Annotated in this window: 13 protein-coding genes; 6 read left to right on the top strand and 7 right to left on the bottom strand. The window is 72.8% G+C overall.

From position 1 onward, the window contains the following. The first annotated feature begins 19 nt into the window (after positions 1-19). The 5 genes from Q5425_RS25810 (at position 20) to Q5425_RS25790 (ending at position 6,332) form a co-directional block, all read left to right on the top strand. Positions 20-967, top strand: coding sequence for a pentapeptide repeat-containing protein (locus Q5425_RS25810; RefSeq protein WP_308674890.1), 948 nt, complete (start codon positions 20-22; stop codon positions 965-967). A 343-nt stretch (positions 968-1,310) separates the two neighbouring features. Continuing rightward, complete coding sequence (locus Q5425_RS25805; RefSeq protein ID WP_308674889.1) at positions 1,311-2,681, top strand: cystathionine beta-synthase; 1,371 nt, start codon at positions 1,311-1,313, stop codon at positions 2,679-2,681. Positions 2,682-2,808: 127 nt separating this feature from the next. Next, positions 2,809-4,314, top strand: coding sequence for a hypothetical protein (locus Q5425_RS25800; protein ID WP_308674888.1), 1,506 nt, complete (start codon positions 2,809-2,811; stop codon positions 4,312-4,314). Between the two features lie 375 nt (positions 4,315-4,689). Then, complete coding sequence (locus Q5425_RS25795) at positions 4,690-5,106, top strand: hypothetical protein (protein ID WP_308674887.1); 417 nt, start codon at positions 4,690-4,692, stop codon at positions 5,104-5,106. Positions 5,107-5,174: 68 nt separating this feature from the next. Beyond that, the gene (locus Q5425_RS25790) at positions 5,175-6,332 is read left to right on the top strand and encodes a cystathionine gamma-synthase (RefSeq protein ID WP_308674886.1); all 1,158 of its coding nucleotides are present in this window, start codon (positions 5,175-5,177) and stop codon (positions 6,330-6,332) included. A 31-nt stretch (positions 6,333-6,363) separates the two neighbouring features. On the opposite strand, the gene Q5425_RS25785 is transcribed toward Q5425_RS25790, so the two are convergent. Both Q5425_RS25785 and Q5425_RS25780 read right to left on the bottom strand, forming a co-directional pair. Next, entirely contained in the window at positions 6,364-6,837 is a 474-nt protein-coding gene (locus Q5425_RS25785; protein WP_308674885.1) for a TIGR03618 family F420-dependent PPOX class oxidoreductase, read from the bottom strand. 81 nt (positions 6,838-6,918) lie between these two features. Further along, positions 6,919-7,191 (bottom strand): hypothetical protein, encoded by a 273-nt coding sequence (locus tag Q5425_RS25780; protein ID WP_308674884.1) that lies wholly within the window; start codon positions 7,189-7,191, stop codon positions 6,919-6,921. A gap of 95 nt (positions 7,192-7,286) precedes the next feature. Here Q5425_RS25780 and ilvA point away from each other — a divergent pair, with 95 nt between their 5' ends. Continuing rightward, positions 7,287-8,489: a threonine ammonia-lyase gene (gene ilvA, locus Q5425_RS25775; protein ID WP_308674883.1), complete on the top strand. Its 1,203-nt coding sequence runs from the start codon at positions 7,287-7,289 to the stop codon at positions 8,487-8,489. Here the strand turns inward: ilvA and Q5425_RS25770 are convergent. Genes Q5425_RS25770 through Q5425_RS25750 form a run of 5 tightly spaced genes read right to left on the bottom strand, consistent with a single transcriptional unit; the run spans position 8,474 to position 16,281 of the window. Further along, positions 8,474-9,325: a ferredoxin gene (locus Q5425_RS25770; RefSeq protein ID WP_308674882.1), complete on the bottom strand. Its 852-nt coding sequence runs from the start codon at positions 9,323-9,325 to the stop codon at positions 8,474-8,476. The two genes, ilvA and Q5425_RS25770, sit on opposite strands and share 16 nt — an antisense overlap. An 11-nt stretch (positions 9,326-9,336) precedes the next feature. Next, entirely contained in the window at positions 9,337-10,905 is a 1,569-nt protein-coding gene (locus tag Q5425_RS25765; protein ID WP_308674881.1) for a TNT domain-containing protein, read from the bottom strand. A 36-nt stretch (positions 10,906-10,941) separates the two neighbouring features. Beyond that, positions 10,942-15,429, bottom strand: a complete 4,488-nt coding sequence (locus Q5425_RS25760; protein ID WP_308674880.1) for a DNA/RNA non-specific endonuclease — start codon at positions 15,427-15,429, stop codon at positions 10,942-10,944. Further along, a complete protein-coding gene (locus Q5425_RS25755; protein ID WP_308674879.1) occupies positions 15,429-15,737 on the bottom strand; it encodes a type VII secretion target in 309 nt (102 codons plus the stop codon). The genes Q5425_RS25760 and Q5425_RS25755 overlap by 1 nt, the downstream gene beginning before the upstream one ends. A gap of 10 nt (positions 15,738-15,747) precedes the next feature. Beyond that, the gene (locus Q5425_RS25750) at positions 15,748-16,281 is read right to left on the bottom strand and encodes a YbaB/EbfC family nucleoid-associated protein (RefSeq protein WP_308674878.1); all 534 of its coding nucleotides are present in this window, start codon (positions 16,279-16,281) and stop codon (positions 15,748-15,750) included. Positions 16,282-16,368: the final 87 nt, after the last annotated feature.

Here is a 16,368-nt window from a genome sequence, read left to right as displayed (position 1 = left end):
CCTGGCACTATCGCCCCTCGTGCGGAACGAACTCGAACGGGTGCTGCGGACGAGGACGATCCTCCTGTGGGGAGCCGGGCTGCTGGTGGTCGCCGCGGTGGCGGCCACCCTGCTGCTGACGCTCCTCGGCCGCGGCCGTCCGGAGGACACCGCCCGGCTCGACGCGCTGAAGACCGCCGCCAACATCGTGATCGGCACCGGCGGCGCCGCCGCCCTGCTGCTCGCCGCGCGGCGGCAGCGGTCGGCCGAGCTGGACCTCGTGCAGAAGGACCACGACGCCACCGAGCGCCGGATCACCGAGATCTACGGCAAGGCCGCCGACCAGCTCGGCAGCGACAAGGCCCCGGTCCGGCTCGCCGGCCTGTACGCCCTCGAACGGCTGGCCGCCGGGTATGCGGAGAACCGGCAGACCATCGTCAACGTCCTCTGCGCCTACCTGCGGATGCCGTACAAGCCCGGTGCGAAGAGCGCCGAGGAACTGCAGGTGCGCAAGACCGCCCAGCGCATCCTGCTGCTGCACCTGCGCCCCGGCTCCGCGGAAAAGCCGAACGAAGCCTTCTGGCCGGACATCGACCTCGACTTCTCCGGCGCGAGACTCGTCGGGCTGACCCTCACGCACTGCTCGATCCGGTCGATCACCTGCTACGGCGCGGAGTTTCTCGAACTGGCGTCGTTCCGCGGCACCGAATTCCGCACCAAGGCGGACTTCAACCAGGCGGTGTTCAAGGACCGCGTGGATTTCCGCGGAACCGTTTTCGGCGGCGAACGCGAAAGTTTCAACGGCGCCGTTTTCGCAGGTCCGGTGGATTTCGGGACGAAGTCGGCCGCCCGGCTCGCGGGCGCGGAAGCGAAGCCGGGGTTTCGCCGGACCTGGCCGGGGGACTGGGAAGAACGGCCGATCGCCGACCAGCCCGACCGGGTGGAATTGGCACGAAAGGGTGAACCGGGGCAACCGGCGGCCCGATAGGATCGTCCCACTCGTAACGGGTCGCCATTCCGCAGGAGGTGAACTGGCGATGACAATCGGACGGGCCGCCTACTGGGCGTCTCCGGACTTTCGGATGGGGTGCCGCACCGACAGCCACGGCTGCGCCGGGCGGGACCTCCGGGACGGGGTGACGGCTCAGCGTGCAGCGGCCCCCGGGCCGGTACCGGTGCGGACGAGCGGCTTGGTGGCCGCCTGAGGTCCCCGCCGGGCGGCCCGGCCTCGCGCTCGCTGCCCGGCACCACCGACGCGCACCCGGAGTCCGCCCGCGCTACGCCCCCGCGGAGTGGACAACGCCATGGGGCGGCCGTTTAGGCTGGCGGTCGTGGAGTACGCAGAACACATCGCAGACCTCGTGGGCAACACCCCGCTGGTCAAGCTGAACTCGTTGACCAAGGGGCTCAAGCCGCTCGTGCTGGCCAAGGTCGAGTACCTGAACCCGGGTGGCTCGGTCAAGGACCGCATCGCGCTGCGCATGGTCGAAGCCGCCGAAGCATCCGGCGAGCTGCGCCCCGGCGGCACGATCGTGGAGCCGACGTCCGGCAACACCGGCGTCGGGCTGGCCATGGTCGCCCAGCGCAAGGGCTACCAGTGCGTCTTCGTCTGCCCGGACAAGGTCAGCGAGGACAAGCGCAACGTGCTCAAGGCGTACGGCGCCCGCGTCGTGGTGTGCCCGACGGCGGTGCCGCCCGAGCACCCGGACTCCTACTACAACGTCTCCGACCGGCTGGTCCGCGAGATCGACGGCGCCTGGAAGCCCAACCAGTACGCCAACCCGCAGAACCCGGAGAGCCACTACCGCTCGACCGGCCCGGAGCTGTGGACGCAGACCGACGGCAAGATCACCCACTTCGTCGCGGGCGTCGGCACCGGCGGCACCATCTCCGGCACCGGCCGCTACCTCAAGGAGGTCAGCGACGGCGCCGTGCAGGTGGTCGGCGCCGACCCGGAGGGCTCGGTCTACTCCGGCGGCAGCGGGCGCCCGTACCTGGTCGAAGGCGTCGGCGAGGACTTCTGGCCGGACACCTACGACCGCACCGTCGCCGACGAGATCATCCCGGTCTCCGACGCCGACTCGTTCCAGGTGACCCGGCGCCTCGCGCTGGAAGAGGGCCTGCTCGTCGGCGGCTCCTGCGGGATGGCCGTCGCCGCCGCGTTGAAGCTCGCCGAGCGGCTCACCGAGGACGACGTCGTGGTCGTGCTGCTGCCCGACGGCGGCCGCGGCTACCTGACGAAGGTGTTCAACGACACGTGGATGTCTTCCTACGGCTTCCTGCCGCCCGACTCCTCCGGGGCGACGGTCGCCGACGTGCTCACGAAGAAGAGCGGTTCACTGCCCGATCTGGTGCACTCTCACCCGAAGGAGACCGTCGCGGAAGCCATCGCGATCCTCTCCGAATTCGGCGTGAGCCAGATGCCCGTGGTGAGCGCGGAGCCGCCGGTGATGGCGGCCGAGGTCGTCGGCGCCGTCAACGAGCGTGACCTGCTCGACGCCCTGTTCACGGGCAAGGCGCAGCTGGCCGACCGGCTCGAGCAGCACATGTCCCCGCCGCTGCCGACGATCGGCGGCGGCGAGCAGGTGGGGGCCGCGATGACCGCGCTCGAAGGGGCCGACGGCGCGCTCGTGCTGGTCGACGGCAAGCCGGCCGGCGTCCTCACGCGGCACGACCTCCTGGGCTTCCTGGCCGGTCGCTGACCGGGCCCCGAGAGAGTCTTGATCGGCGGACCCGGCAGGGGCGTTACGAGCGCCCCGCCGGGCGATCCGATAGCGTGAGCGCGAGTAGAACACTTTCGCGTCATCGTCAAGGGGGTTCAAGACCCACATGAGTGCACCGCAGCCACCGAACCAGCCGTGGGGTGGCGGCCAGCCACCTCAGGGTCCGCCGAGTGGCCCCCAGCCGCAGCAGGACAACCCGTTCGGCAGTCCGGAGCCGACCCAGGTCGTGCAGCCCGCTCAGCCCCACGGCGGTTCCCCCTTCGGGGAGACGCCGGAGCCGACCCAGGTCGTCCAGCCGGGTGACGGCGGCGCGGGCGCGACCCAGGCGATGCCGCCGTTCGACGCGAACGCGACCCAGATGGTGAACCCGGCCGGTGACGCGCCGGTCGCGGACTCGACGCAGCTGGTGCCCCCGGGCTCCCAGCCGCCGGCGATCCCGTACACCCCGCCGCCGAGCGCGGCCGACAACCCGGCCGCGGCCTTCGGCCAGCAGCCCGGTGGTTACGGCCAGCAGCAGGGCGGGTTCGGTCAGCAGCAGGGCGGGTTCGGCCAGCAGCCGGGCTTCGGCCAGCCGGGCCAGCCCCCGCAGGGCTTCGGCGGCCCCGGTTTCGGCGGCCAGCAGCAGCCGGGCTTCGGCGGTCAGCCGCAGCAGCCGTTCGGTGCCGCGCCGTCCGGGGGCAGCAAGCAGCTCTTCGGCTACATCGCCGGTGGCGTGGTCGCCCTGCTGGGCCTGATCGCGCTGATCTACGCCTTCGTCTACATCGGCGACGCGAGCGACTATTCGGCGATCTTCGACCGCGCTCCGGACCAGGCGGCGATCGACCGGGTGCTCGACCAGGCCGGGATCGTCGGACCGGGCACGGTCTGGTTCTACGTGATCATGATCCTGCTGGGCGCCCTGATCTCGCTGGCCGGCGGTATCGGCCTGGCGCTGGTGGGCAAGCTGGGCGGGCTCCGGAAGTTCGTCCCGATCGCGATCGTCGTGGGCGGTGCGCTGCTCACGCTCTTCGCCCTGCTGCTCAAGATCGGCATGACGCCGAACTCCGAGACGCTCGCACAGGCGTCCGCGTCCGAAAAGGACACTTTCGGCCTCGGGCTCCCGCCGTTGATCCTCGGGATCCTCATCCTCATCGCCGGTGTCCTCGCGCTCGTCCCGGCCACCAAGCAGTTCGTCGGCCTCGGTGGCGACGGTGCCGCACCGGGTGGGCCGCAGGGCTTCGGCGGTCCGCCGCAGGGCTTCGGCGGCCCGCAGCAGCAGAGCGGGTTCGGCCAGCCGGGTCAGCCCGGAGGGTTCGGGCAGCAGCAGCAGCCGGGCGGTTATGGCCAGCCGGGCCAGCCGCCGCAGGGTTACGGCCCGCCGCCGGGCTACGGCCAGCCGGGCGGGCCCAACCCGGCCAGCGGCGGGTTCCCGCAGCCGTCGAGCGGCGGTTTCCCGCAGCCGGGCCAGCCGCCGCAGCAGGGCGGGTACGGCCAGCCGGGTCAGCCGCCGCACGGCTACCCGCAGCAGCCGGGCCAGCCGCCGCAGGGCTGGGGGCAGCCGCCCGGGCAGCAGGGCCCGCCGAACGGCGGGTTCGGCCAGCCGGGCCAGCCCCCGCAGCAGCAGCAGTGGTGACCTGACCGTCGCCATTCGTGCCCCGGAGCCGTTTCGGCTCCGGGGCACGCTGCATTTCGCGGCCGAATACTCAATTGTCCGAAGAGGACAAATGGTGAGTAGCGCTTCCGCCGTGAACGCGTGACAGGATTTCTGCCGCTACCGCACAAAAATGATCTTGGGTTCCGCCGTCCGGCCGAATTCCGTTCTTTTTCCGGACTGCTTCCCCCATTTCGGACTAAGGTGAGCGCCGTCGTCCCGTGCTCGGCTGATGGGGGAGTTGTGACCGGAGACCCGGTGTCGCATTCGCATTCGTATTCATCGACTCGGCCATCCGGCGTAACGGCAGTCCTCGCCGGCCTGCTCGGATTTCCGGCCGCGGTCGCCGCGGGATATGTGCCGGTCAAGATCTTCCTCGACATGCCCGCCGAATTCAGCCTCGGTGCGCTGCCGGGCTGGGTGCTGGTGGACCTGGCCGGCTACCTCGTGGCGGGACTCGTGCTGCTGCTGGGATCGCTGGCGACGCTGTTCCGCGCGACGGCGGGTGCGATCCTGCTCGGCCTCGGCGCGCTGCTGGCGATCGGCGCCCTGCTCACCGAGCCGCTGTCGGTGGGCGTTCCCCCGGCCCGCTTCGCCGACGCGATGTTCACCCACGGCGGGCTGGCCATGATCGACCGCGTCGCCCTCGCCGCGCTGGCGGTGCTCGTGCTGGTGCTGGCGTTCCTGCCGCCGACGTTCCGCTACCTGCGCTACCGCGCATCGGTGATGCCGGCCCTGTCCGGCCAGGGCGCGTATTCGTCGCGGAGCTGGTGAGTGGTCACCCGCCATTGAGATCTGTCCCACCTGACGGGAATGTCAGGGCCGGCCCGTACGCTGAACCGATGGTGGACGACTACTCCGTACTAGGTTTCGAGACCCGAGCGATCCACGCCGGTCAGAAGCCCGACCCCCGCACCGGCGCGGTGATCGTGCCGATCTACCAGACCTCGACCTACGCGCAGGACGGCGTGGGCGGGACCCGCGAGGGCGACTACGAGTACTCGCGCACCGCGAACCCGACCCGTTCGGCGCTGGAGGAGGCGCTGGCCTCGCTGGAAGGCGGCCGGCACGCGCTGGCCTTCGCGTCCGGCATGGCCGCCTCCGACGTGGTGCTGCGCAGTACCCTCCGCCCCGGTGACCACCTCGTGCTCGGCAACGACGCGTACGGCGGCACGTTCCGCCTGATCGACAAGGTGCTCAGCCTGTGGGGCGTCGAGCACACCGTCGCGAACCTCGCCGACCTCGACGACGTGCGGGCCGCCATCCGCCCCGAGACGAAGCTGATCTGGTGCGAGACGCCGACCAACCCGCTGCTCGGCATCGCCGACATCGCGGCGCTGGCCGGGGTCGCCCACGACGCCGGCGCCCGGCTGGTGGTCGACAACACCTTCGCCACGCCGTACCTGCAGAACCCGCTCGCGCTCGGCGCGGACATCGTCCTGCACTCGACGACGAAGTACCTCGGCGGCCACTCCGACGTCGTCGGCGGCGCGGTCGTCACGAACGAGGACGAGCTGCGCGAGCAGTTCTTCTTCCTGCGCAACTCCGCGGGCGCGGTGCCGGGGCCGTTCGACGCGTGGCTGACGCTGCGCGGCATCAAGACGCTCGCCCTGCGCATGGAGCGCCACAGCGACAACGCCGAGCTCATCGTGCAGGCGCTGGTCAAGCACCCGAAGGTGGCGAAGGTCTATTACCCGGGCCTGCCGGAGCACCCGGGCCACGAGACCGCGGCGAAGCAGATGCGCCGCTTCGGCGGAATGGTGTCGTTCAGCCACGCGGACGGCGAGCAGGCCGCGCTGCAGGTCGCTTCGCGCACGAAGCTGTTCATCCTCGCCGAGTCGCTCGGCGGCATCGAGTCGCTGATCGAGCACCCGGGCAAGATGACCCACGCCAGCACGGCGGGCTCCACCCTCCAGGTCCCGTCCGACCTGCTGCGCCTCTCGGTCGGCATCGAGGACGGCCGCGACCTGGTGGCCGACCTGCTGGCCGCACTGGGCTGAGTCTCAAGCGCGCCACATTGGGGCGTTTGGGTCACCCCACGTCGAGGCCGCCGCCGTACAGCCGGTCCACCCGCAGCCGGATGACCACGCGGCGGTCCTCGACCATGTTCCGCAGGAACGCGGCCTCGTCCTCGGGGTCGCTGAACGGCGCCTGCATCGTGAGCAGCTCCCGGCCGGTCTCGTCCCCGGGCACCGCGCTCACCGGCGACACCTCGGCCACGCCCTCCGCGACGGCGAAGGCCAGGTGGTCGTCGCTGCTGACGTACAGCGACGCGTGCGGGTCGCGGGCGAGCTGGCGGACCTTCGCGCGCCCCGCCGTGGACCCGATCCGCACCACGCGCGCGTCCGGGTCCCAGGCGTAGGCGACCGTGGACAGGTGCGGGAAGCCGCCGCGGTTGACCGTGGCCAGCGCGCCCAGGCTGTGGGCCCCCAGCAGCCGGCTCGACGCTTCTTCGGTGGGCTTGGCGGGTCCGGGACCGCGGCCCGGCTCGTAAACGGTGGTCACCCGATGATCATCGGGGACGGCCGTACCCCGCGGAAGAAGGCACTTTTGTGTTCCCCGGGCACACCGGGATAACCCACCAGGTCAGGGGTTGTAGTTGCCGTGCACGACACCGCCGGTCGCCGGGGTGCCGCTTGCCGGCAGCTTCGAGCCGTCCACGCAGCCGCCGACCAGCTCGACGTGGCTGTCGTGGCGGATGTACTGGGCCGGGGAGCCGCAGCTCGCGTTGTCCACGGTCAGGTAGGCGGCGCCGGTGAGCGCGGCGGCCGACGCCAGCCCGATCACGAGCGGGAGCAAGCCGGCGGAGCGGGTGGCGCGAGCCCGTCGGGCCGTGTTCGCGTCGTTCCCGGCTGCCATGGTTGCTCCTTGTTTACCGCGTGTTGACGCGACCCAGGGTACCCGGCTCGTGGTCCGGTCAACCTGTGGAGTTCCTGAGTGGCATCATCCGGCCCATGGAACTCGTCACCCTCGAGCGGATCCAGGCCGCCCGGGAACTCCTCAAAGGAGTGACCCGGGTGACGCCGATGGAGCACGCGCGCGACCTGCGCCGGCTCCACGGCGGTCCGGTGCACCTGAAGTGCGAAAACCTGCAGCGGACGGGGTCGTTCAAGATCCGCGGCGCCTACACCCGCATCCACGGCCTCACCCAGGCCGAACGCGAGCGGGGCGTCGTCGCGGCCAGCGCCGGCAACCACGCGCAGGGCGTCGCGCTGGCGTCGTCGCTGCTCGGCGCCAAGTCCACCGTCTTCATGCCGCTGCGGGCGCCGCTGCCGAAGCTCGCCGCCACTCGCGGTTACGGCGCCGAGGTGCACCTCCACGGCGCACTCCTGGAAGAGACGCTCCGCGCCGCGATCGAGTTCGGCGAGCGGACCGGGGCGGTGTTCATCCACCCCTTCGACCACCCGGACGTCATCGCCGGCCAGGGCACGGTCGGCCTCGAAATCCTCGAGCAGGTGCCGGGCGTGAAGACGGTCCTGGTCGCCACCGGCGGCGGCGGGCTGGCCGGCGGGGTCGCGGCGGCGGTGAAGGCGCTGCGCCCGGACGTCCGCGTCGTCGGCGTCCAGGCCGAAGAAGCCGCGGCGTACCCGCCGTCGCTGGCCGCGGGTGCGCCGGTGCGGCTGAGCCAGACCTCGACCATGGCGGACGGGATCGCGGTCGGCGAGCCGGGTGCGGTCAGCTTCGCCCACGTCCGGTCGCTGGTCGACGACGTCGTGACGGTGTCCGAGCAGTTCCTGTCCCGCGCCGTGCTGCTCTGCCTGGAGCGGCGGAAGCTGGTGGTCGAGCCGGCCGGCGCGGCCACGGTCGCCGCGCTGCTGCAGCACCCCGGCGTCTTCGAGCCGCCGGTGGTGGCCATCCTCTCCGGCGGCAACGTCGACCCGGTGCTGCTGCTGCAGATCATCCAGCACGGCATGACCGCCGGCGGCCGTTACCTGCACCTGAGGCTGCGGGTCCCGGACCGCCCCGGCTCGCTGGTCGGCGTGCTTTCGTGCGTCAGCGGACTGGGTGCGAACGTGCTCGACGTCGAGCACTCGCGCATCTCCGGCAGCCTCGACCTCGGCGAGGCCGACGTCGCGCTCTCGCTGGAGACCCGCGGCCCCGAGCACTGCAAGGAGGTCGAGGTCGCGCTGACGAACGCGGGCTACACGGTGGTTTGACCCGCTTCGCCGGTGATGGCCGCGAGGGCCAGGTCCGTCGCGGCCTCGGAGACCTCGGCCGGTGCGGTGAAGCGCCGGGCCCGGATGTGGGCCACCAGTTCCGGGTCCGGCGGCACGCCGTGCTCGCGCAGGTAGTACGCGACCGCGCCGGGCCAGGCCCACACCCCGTCGGTGCGGAAGTTCAGCGGGACGGCGTCCGTGCGCTCCGGGGCGAACGCGTCCGGCCCGTTGCTGCGGGACGCCAGGATGACCGGCGCCGCGTCCAGGTACGCGAGCACCGGCCCGGCCTCGGCCGGCGCCAGCGGCGGCCGCCGGACGAGCGGGCGGCCGGCCGCGTCCAGCCCGTCGTAGATCCTCGGGGTCCGGACGCCGTCGTCGTCGGCCGGTGCGGGCTGCGTGCCGGCGGCGCGGCGGCGCAACCACTCCGGGACGTGCTGGTCGGCGCGCGGGAAGGCCCGCAGCTCGTCCTGGAAGCCGATCGGCGGCGGCGTGCGCCGCCACTGCGGTTCCCGGTCGAACCCGAAGTCGGCGCCGACGCCTTGGACGGCGTCCACGGTCAGCACCGCGCCCAGCCAGGTGCCGATCCCCGGCCGGTACATGCCCGCGCGCAGCGTGCCCAGGAGCTGGAGCAGGTCGGCGGGCGGCGGCACCGGGCGCGGGACGCCGTCCTGGCCCGTGACGACGACGTCGGCCTCGATGTGCCGGCCTGCCGCCCGGTACTCGGCCCGGACCTGGCGCCAGGTGCCGGGCGGCGCCATCAACGCCAGCCCGTGCCCGATCCGGTTGACGAGCTGCTGTTGCTGCTCCGGGCCCAGCGGCACCGGCGGTGTGCTCATCGGTCCCCCTGTCAGCCCTGGTCCGGCGCCGGAGGCTGCGTGGTCGCCTGCGGGATCTCCTCGGCGGCCCCGTCGGCGAGGAGGTCGGCGACGGACCGCTCCAGCACGTAGGCCGTCCCGCCGCCGGGCTGGTCGTACCAGTCGATGGCGGTGCCGGTGAGGGCCCGCACCGGACGGCGCAGGCGGTAGACGTGGTAAGCCCAGTCCCGGACCTCGGCCGGTTCCGAACGGTGCGGCCACTCGGTCCGCGCGGCGTAGAGCGTGTTGCCGGTGGGCTCGCCGTAGCGGTCCATCTCGGTGCCCGGTGGCAGGGTGACCAGGCGCTTGCCGATGTACATCGACAGCGGGGCGTCGCCGCCGACGGGCTGGATCGGCCACTCGTCGGTCTGGCGCTTGGCGTCCGGCGGGAGTTCGCCGCGCAGCGCGACGCGGTCGAGGTAGAGGTGGCCGACGAAGTAGCGGGCGGCGGCTGCCGCCGTCGGGAAGGTCGCCGCCTCCAGCCGTTCGCCGCCTTGGGCGCGGAAGACCGCCCAGCCGTCGTCCTCGCGCACCAGGCACCAGGCACCGTCGGCGGCCTCGCCGATCCGGTAGCGGGCGGCGGGGATTTCGAGCTCGGCCGCGGCGTCTTCGGCCGCGCGCAAGGCTTCCTCGTCCGCGGCTTCGGGGTCCGCCGGACCCGGCGGCGTCGCCGCGTCGCCGGCCGCTTCGGCGAGCCAGCCGGGCAGCGCCGCCCCGGTCCGCGGGAACTGCGCGAGTTCACGGGGGAACTCGGCCACCGGCCGCGGCCCGTCCCAGGCCGGCTCGTCGTCCCACGTGTACGTGTACTCGATGCTGGAGTTGAGCGCGACGTGCGCGACGGCCTGGAACCAGGTCCCCCGGCCTTCGGTGTACATGGCGGCCCGCAGCTCGGCCAGCAATTCGGCGACCTCCCGCGGCGGCTCCCACAGGGTCAGGCCGCCGTCGGTGGCCCGGCGCACCATCACCGGCAGCTCGGTGTACCTGCCGATCGCCCGGTAGGTGAGCATCACCTGGGCCCGGTCCGGCGGCGCGGACAGCGCGACGATGTTCGCGATCTCGTCCCAGTACCAGTTCTGCCCCACCGGGTCCAGCGGCGGCTGCGGTCGCGCGACCGGGACCTCCCCGGGCACCGGGCGGCCCGCCTCGGCGAGCCGCGCGCGCAGCCACGGCTGGATGTTGGCCGGGTCGCGCGGGTAGGCCTCGAGGTCGCGCACCCAGCCCGCCGGGTCGATCGACGGCGACCAGTGCGGGTCCCAGTCCAGGTTGAACAGCGTCTTGACGCTCCCCGGCGGGTCGATCAGGTACCGCATCGAAAACCACGTGCCCTCGCCGGGCACGTAGTACGCGTCGCGCATGCTGCGCACGGCGGGCACGACCCGGTCCGGCACCGGGACGGTCGCCTGCCTGCCGTCGTCCATCAGGACGGTCAGCACGAAGTCCTGGACGTCGACGTTGACCCGGCTCACCAGGTCGATCCGCCGCCATCCCGCCGGCGCGGCGTCGACGAGGGCGTTGCCCACTTCGTGCGACTGCTCCCGCCACTGCGAGGCGTCACGAGGCATGAGTGCCGGTCCTTTCTGGGGCCGCGGCCGGTCGCATCAGGACGCTCCGGCCGGCGTGTTGGGGAAGCTGCGCATGTGGACGGTCCGGTGGCCCGCCGCGTCCACCTCGACCCACCGCACCTGGACCGTGTGCGGCACCAGATCGCCGTCGTGCCGCAGCGGGAACACGTCGATGCCGTCGATCTTGCCACCCGCCTTGAGGTGGTTGGCCAGGTCGGTCTCGAACGCGTACCAGTGGTCGGGCCCGGCCTGCTTGGGCCAGCCCTGGTTCTGCGGCCGCCACTGGGACATCATGTTGATCAGCTCGCCGGGGCCGCGGAACTGGTTGCCGGCGATGTGCCCGCCGTCGTACAGCCCCATGCCCGCGCCCAAGCGACCCGACTCGCCCTGCGCGGTGCCGTCCCGCCGGGAGAGCTCCAGCTCGTCCGCGCGCTCCGGCCGGTGCGAGTGGCCGTGCACGGTCTGGGCCGGGCCGCCGTCGACATCGGGACCGGTCTGGTAGGTGAACCGGCCTTCGTCGACGTGGTAGACCATGTTCGGCGCCGGGTTGTTGAGGTCCGGGTGGTGCGGCCGGAAGGTCTCGACCACCGCGACGTTGCCCTGCCCGTCGGTCCAGTACACCGACCGGATCTGGTCGATCCGGCTGTCGCCCTCCCGGTAGCTGCTGTGCACGACGTACCGGGAGTTCGGCTGCAGGTCCGGGTTGCTGTCCAAAAAGGACCTGTTGCTGGGCAGCCGGACGTCGTGCTGCTGCGCGCCGCGGAACCGCTCGGGGTCCCGGACGCCCTGCGGCACCTCGGCGTCCGGCTCGAACCGCTGCCGCAGGTGGACCTCGGGGTTGTTCGGGAGGTTGTCGATGCCCCGCCAGTCCGGGTTGGTCCGGGCGATCCGGCCCGAGTCGACCTCGGCCCAGCGGACGTGGCCCTGCGCGTCGGTGTGGAACGTGCCGCGGTGGACGCCGCTGGAGTCGGTGACGTCGTACCGGCGGTGCGGCTCGTACGGGCCGCCCTCGGCGAAGGACTGCCTCGGCCCCGGTGCGTTGGCGTGGTTCCGGTCGATCTCGACCGGCGGACCCTCGAAGTCGGGCTGGTGGTACTGCACCGACGGGTGCGGCACGCCGTCCGCGTCGGTGTGGAACGTCTGGTGGTGCCCGTCGATGTCCACCCGGTAGGTGGTGTCCGGGTGCGGGTGGGCGACGTCCGGGTTCGGGTGGTACGCCGGGTTCGGGCTGCCGTCGGCCAGCCGCGGCGGCACGTTCGGGTGCGCCGTGTCGATGTGCGTGACGCGGCCCGTGCCATCGGTGTGGTAGGTGCCGCGCGGGTTCCCGTCGGCGTCGACCACCCGGTACGACCGGTCGGGCTGCAGCGGCTGGTCGCCGGGGAAGCGCTCACCGGCGTGCGGCGGCCGGGGCGCGTCCGGGTGCGTGCTGCCCGGCCCGACCGGCACGGAGTCCCCGCCGGGCGGGTCCCAGTCCGTGCCGTGCTGCGGGTTCCGCCGCACCTCGGCCTGCCGCTGCGGGTCGGTGAGATCGTGTTCCTGCCGCTGCGACCGCGGATTCCGGTCCTCCGGGACCTGCGGCGCTTCCCGGTCCGCACCGGGAGCCTGACGCTGCCGGGTGTCGTCGTCACCGCGGTGGCGCGAGCTGTCGGCGTCGGCGTCGTGCGGGTCGTGGTGCCGGGTGTCCGGAGCGAAGCCGGAGTCGCCGGCGGCGTGCGTGCTGCCGTCGGGGCGGTGCACGCTCCATTCGCCGTCCGGCGGGATGCGCGGGCGCATCCTCCCGTCCGGCCCGATCTCGTAGTCGGAGGAGAAGACGCGCCCGTGCGAGTCGGTCCAGGCGGGCTTGCTGGGCGCGAGCACCTCGGTGTCGAGCTCCCGCGACAGCCGGTGGGCGAAGTCGTTCGAGCCGGCATCACACCCGATCAGCCGCACGGGCCGCCCGTCGTAGTCCCCGTTGCGGCGCAGGATGTCGGCGAATTCTTCGGGGGTGTAGAGCCGATCGCCGATCCGGGCGTGCCCATCGGGGGTGACGTGCACGTCGACGGTGTAGCGGCCATCGGGATCGGGCTGCACGCGGTGGGGCAGGTCGCCCATGTCGGGATCACCGGCGTGGTAGGAGCTGCCCGAGGGCGTGCTTTCGGAGTGCCGCGCGTTGACCTCGTCGGGGGTGAGCCGGTCGGGGTCGGCGTGGTGGGGGAGGTCGGGGTCCGGGGGTGGGTTGTCGTGCGGGCCGTGGCCGGGGGAATTGCTGTCCGGGCTGTGGGGGGTGTCCGGGGTGTGGGGGGTGTCCGGGGTGTGGGCGGGGGTGCCGTCGGGGGTGTGGGGAGCGGCGGGCCGGGTGCCGGGGGTGCCGCTGTCGGGGGTGTGCGGGCGGCCGGAGCTGCTCGGCCGGGTGTCGGGGCTGGGGCCGTTCGGCCGGGTGTCGGGACCGTGGCCGGGGGTGCCGTCCGGGCTGTGGGGACCGGCGGGCCGGGTGTCCGAGCCGTGCGTGCCGGGGCGGGTGGGCGTGGAGCCGCTCGGCCGGGTGTCGGGGCCGTGCGTGCTGCCGGGGCCGAAGCCGCGGGCGGCGGGGGCGGGAGCGTCGGGTGTCCGGGGGCGTCCCCCGGGCAGGTCGCCGCCGGGGCGGGGCCGTCCGGGCGCGTCGACGTGGGCGCCGGGGCTGCCCGGGGTGCCGGTCCAGCCGCCACCGCCGCCGGTCCGCGGGGAACCGCTGCCGCTGGGACTGCCACCGCCGGGAGTCCCACCGCCGGGCGGCATGCCACCCATCGCGGGCTGACCGCCCTGGGGCGGGATCCCGTCCCCGCCACCGCGCGGCGACGGCACCGCGGAGCCGGCCTCACCGGTCCGCGGAGCAACCGGCGCGGTCCCGCTGGCCGAGGTGGTCCCCTCGACCCGCGGCGGCGGGGCACTGCTCGGGGTATCGCTCCCGGCGTGCGGACCATCGGCCCGCCCAGCAGGCGACGAGCCGGAGTGCGCAGGGGCGGGACTGGAGTCACCGCCCCTGACCGGCGACGGGCTCGAGTCACCCCCAGCCGAAGGCGAGCGGGTCGGCGAGGGGCTGCCGTCGCCCCCGTGCGACGGCCCGTTGTCCCCGGCGCGGGTGGGCGAGGGGCTGGTGTCGCCTGCGTGCGACGGCCCGTTGTCGCCCGCGCGGGTGGGTGAGGGGCTGCTGTCGCCGGCATGCGACGGAGAACGAGTCGGCGAGGGACTGCTGTCGCCGCCGTGCGACGGCGCGCTCTCCCCGGCGTGCGAAGGCGAGCGAGTCGGCGAGGGACTGCTGTCGCCGCCGTGCGACGGCCCGTTGTCCCCGCCCCGGGGCGGCGACGGATTGCTGTCGCCGGCATGCGACGGTGTGCCGTCCCCAGCGCGGGACGGTGTGCCGTCCCCAGCACGACTGCCCGGCGCACTCTCCCCCGAACGAACCGCCGACGGGCTGCCGTCGGCCGAGCCGTCCGGTGACCCGTCGCCCGCGTGCGACGGCGCGCCCTCCTCGCCCGTGCGGGACGTCGAACCGGACTCGTCCCGCCCCGGACTCCGGCGAGAGCCGTCGGGAGAGTCACCCTCCGGGCCATCGCCGCGCGAGCCGTCCGGACCGTCTGAGCCGTCTGGACCATCTGAGCCGTCCGGACCGTCCCCATGGGCGCGGGCGTGCACCCCACCCCCGTCCCGGGGAATCTTCCGGACGAAGCCACCCTCCTTGACCTTCAGCCCGTCCAGCCCGCTGACCTTGCCCAGCACCTTCCCGAAGACCTTCGCGATCTTCTCGAACAGGTCCACCAGCTTCGACAGCAGCGGCGAAACCCGGCGGATCGTGTCGGTCAGCTTCTTGAGCAGCTCGCCGATCTTCTTGCCCCACTTGGCGATCGCCGCCGATGCCTGGGCCACCACCACCGGGGTGCCGAAGCCGAGGGAAAAGACCTCCTCCATCACCCACGCGACAAGCTTGCCGACGAGATCCGCGATCAGCTGCCGCACCGTTTCGCGGACGAACGACACGACCTGGCCCATGATCATCGTGACCGTGCTGATCGCGCCGGCCACCGTCGCCGCGCCCGACAGGGCGTCGCTGTGCTCGGCCGCGAACTTGCGGTACGCGTCCGCGCCCGCGCCGGTCCAGCCCGTCGTTCCGTTCTTGACCGCGTTGTCGAAGTCGGTTTTGCGCTCGCCGAGCGCCTTCGAGACGTTGCCCCAGGTGTCCGCATAGGACTGGATCACCGGCGGGTTGCCCGCGACGGAGTCCAGCATGTCCTTCAACGGCTGCACGTGCTCCATCAGGAACGACGCCACCGACGACATCAGGTATCCGAACGGGTCGATCGCCGCCCCGGCGATTTCGCCGGCCAGCGACAACATGCCGAGCCCGCCGGAAACCCAGTCGCCGTCCTTGATGCCGTTGAACGCGTCCATCGACGACTCGGCGATGCCGATGCCGCCCGCCCAGCCGTAGTCGCCGTTGCCCGCCGTGAACGCGCCCGGTCCGTCCGGGTCCTTCTCGGCGTCGACGACGAGCGGGTTCCCCTCCGGCATCACGCACCGCCCGCGGACTTGTCCAGGTCGTCGGCGACACCGGATTCGTACCTGCGGTAGGCCGCCGCGGCCTCGCGCACCTTGCCGGAGACGGCGGTCATCGCCTGCACGGCGTCCTTGAGCGCGTCGATCCCGTACTGCTCCACCGGGTCGAGCATCATCCGGAACGGCTGGCAGAGGATGCCGTACGCGTCGGTCGGCATGCTCACCTGGTTCGCCGCGTCGACGGCCTGCTGCAGCCCGTCACCGATGGCGTCGAGCTGCTTCGCGTGCGCCGTCAGGTCGGTGCTGAGTTCCACGTCTGCCACGGTTTCCCCCTCAGGACAGGATCGATCCGCCGAAATCGTCGTCATCGTCGTCGGCCGGACGGCGTCGACGCGGCTGCTGCGGTGGTGCAGGCGGCGTGCGCGGCGGCTCCTCGGTGTCCTCCGGCAGGAACCGGCGGACGCGGTCGGGTTCCGGGAACGCCGGCTCGGCCTCGGCCGGCGGCTCCGGGAACGTGCTCTGCGCCTCGCGGACGATCTCGGCCGCGGCCTGGTCGCCGGTGCCGGTCGTCTCGGTCATGGCCTGCTGCAGCAGCTCCGGGATCCGTGCCTGCGCCAGCTGCACCAGCTGCATCACCTGTGCCGACACCTCGGCCATCCGCTTGCTCGCCGCGGTTTCCGCGATGACGAGGTTCTTCAGCAGCCCGCGCGAATCGACGGTCACCTGGACGGTGCCGTCCTTCGACCGCTCGGTGACCGTCTGGCCCTGCATGCGATCGGCCAGCGCCTGGTACCGGGCGGCGTTCTCCTCGAGCCGCTGGGTCCAGTTGTCGATCATCGCGTCGCTGGCGTCGATGCTGTCCGGCATCACGGCCCCTTCTCTTGAGCTTCTCCACACTGACGGATTCCGGGTCCTGCCGGTTCCCGGAAACGCCAAAGGCCACCATAGGCGACC

This window comes from Amycolatopsis sp. A133, from assembly GCF_031082405.1.
Taxonomy (GTDB): Bacteria; Actinomycetota; Actinomycetes; order Mycobacteriales; family Pseudonocardiaceae; genus Amycolatopsis.
This window is presented reverse-complemented; position numbering and strand designations above follow the sequence as displayed.

Coding starts and splice junctions, on each gene's coding strand:
- Q5425_RS25780 (WP_308674884.1), bottom strand. CDS start 7,191: ATGGCAGCCGGGAACGACGCGAACACGGCCCGACGGGCTCGCGCCACC.
- Q5425_RS25790 (WP_308674886.1), top strand. CDS start 5,175: ATGGTGGACGACTACTCCGTACTAGGTTTCGAGACCCGAGCGATCCAC.
- Q5425_RS25760 (WP_308674880.1), bottom strand. CDS start 15,429: ATGCCGGAGGGGAACCCGCTCGTCGTCGACGCCGAGAAGGACCCGGAC.
- Q5425_RS25800 (WP_308674888.1), top strand. CDS start 2,809: ATGAGTGCACCGCAGCCACCGAACCAGCCGTGGGGTGGCGGCCAGCCA.
- Q5425_RS25750 (WP_308674878.1), bottom strand. CDS start 16,281: ATGCCGGACAGCATCGACGCCAGCGACGCGATGATCGACAACTGGACC.
- ilvA (WP_308674883.1), top strand. CDS start 7,287: ATGGAACTCGTCACCCTCGAGCGGATCCAGGCCGCCCGGGAACTCCTC.
- Q5425_RS25770 (WP_308674882.1), bottom strand. CDS start 9,325: ATGAGCACACCGCCGGTGCCGCTGGGCCCGGAGCAGCAACAGCAGCTC.
- Q5425_RS25765 (WP_308674881.1), bottom strand. CDS start 10,905: ATGCCTCGTGACGCCTCGCAGTGGCGGGAGCAGTCGCACGAAGTGGGC.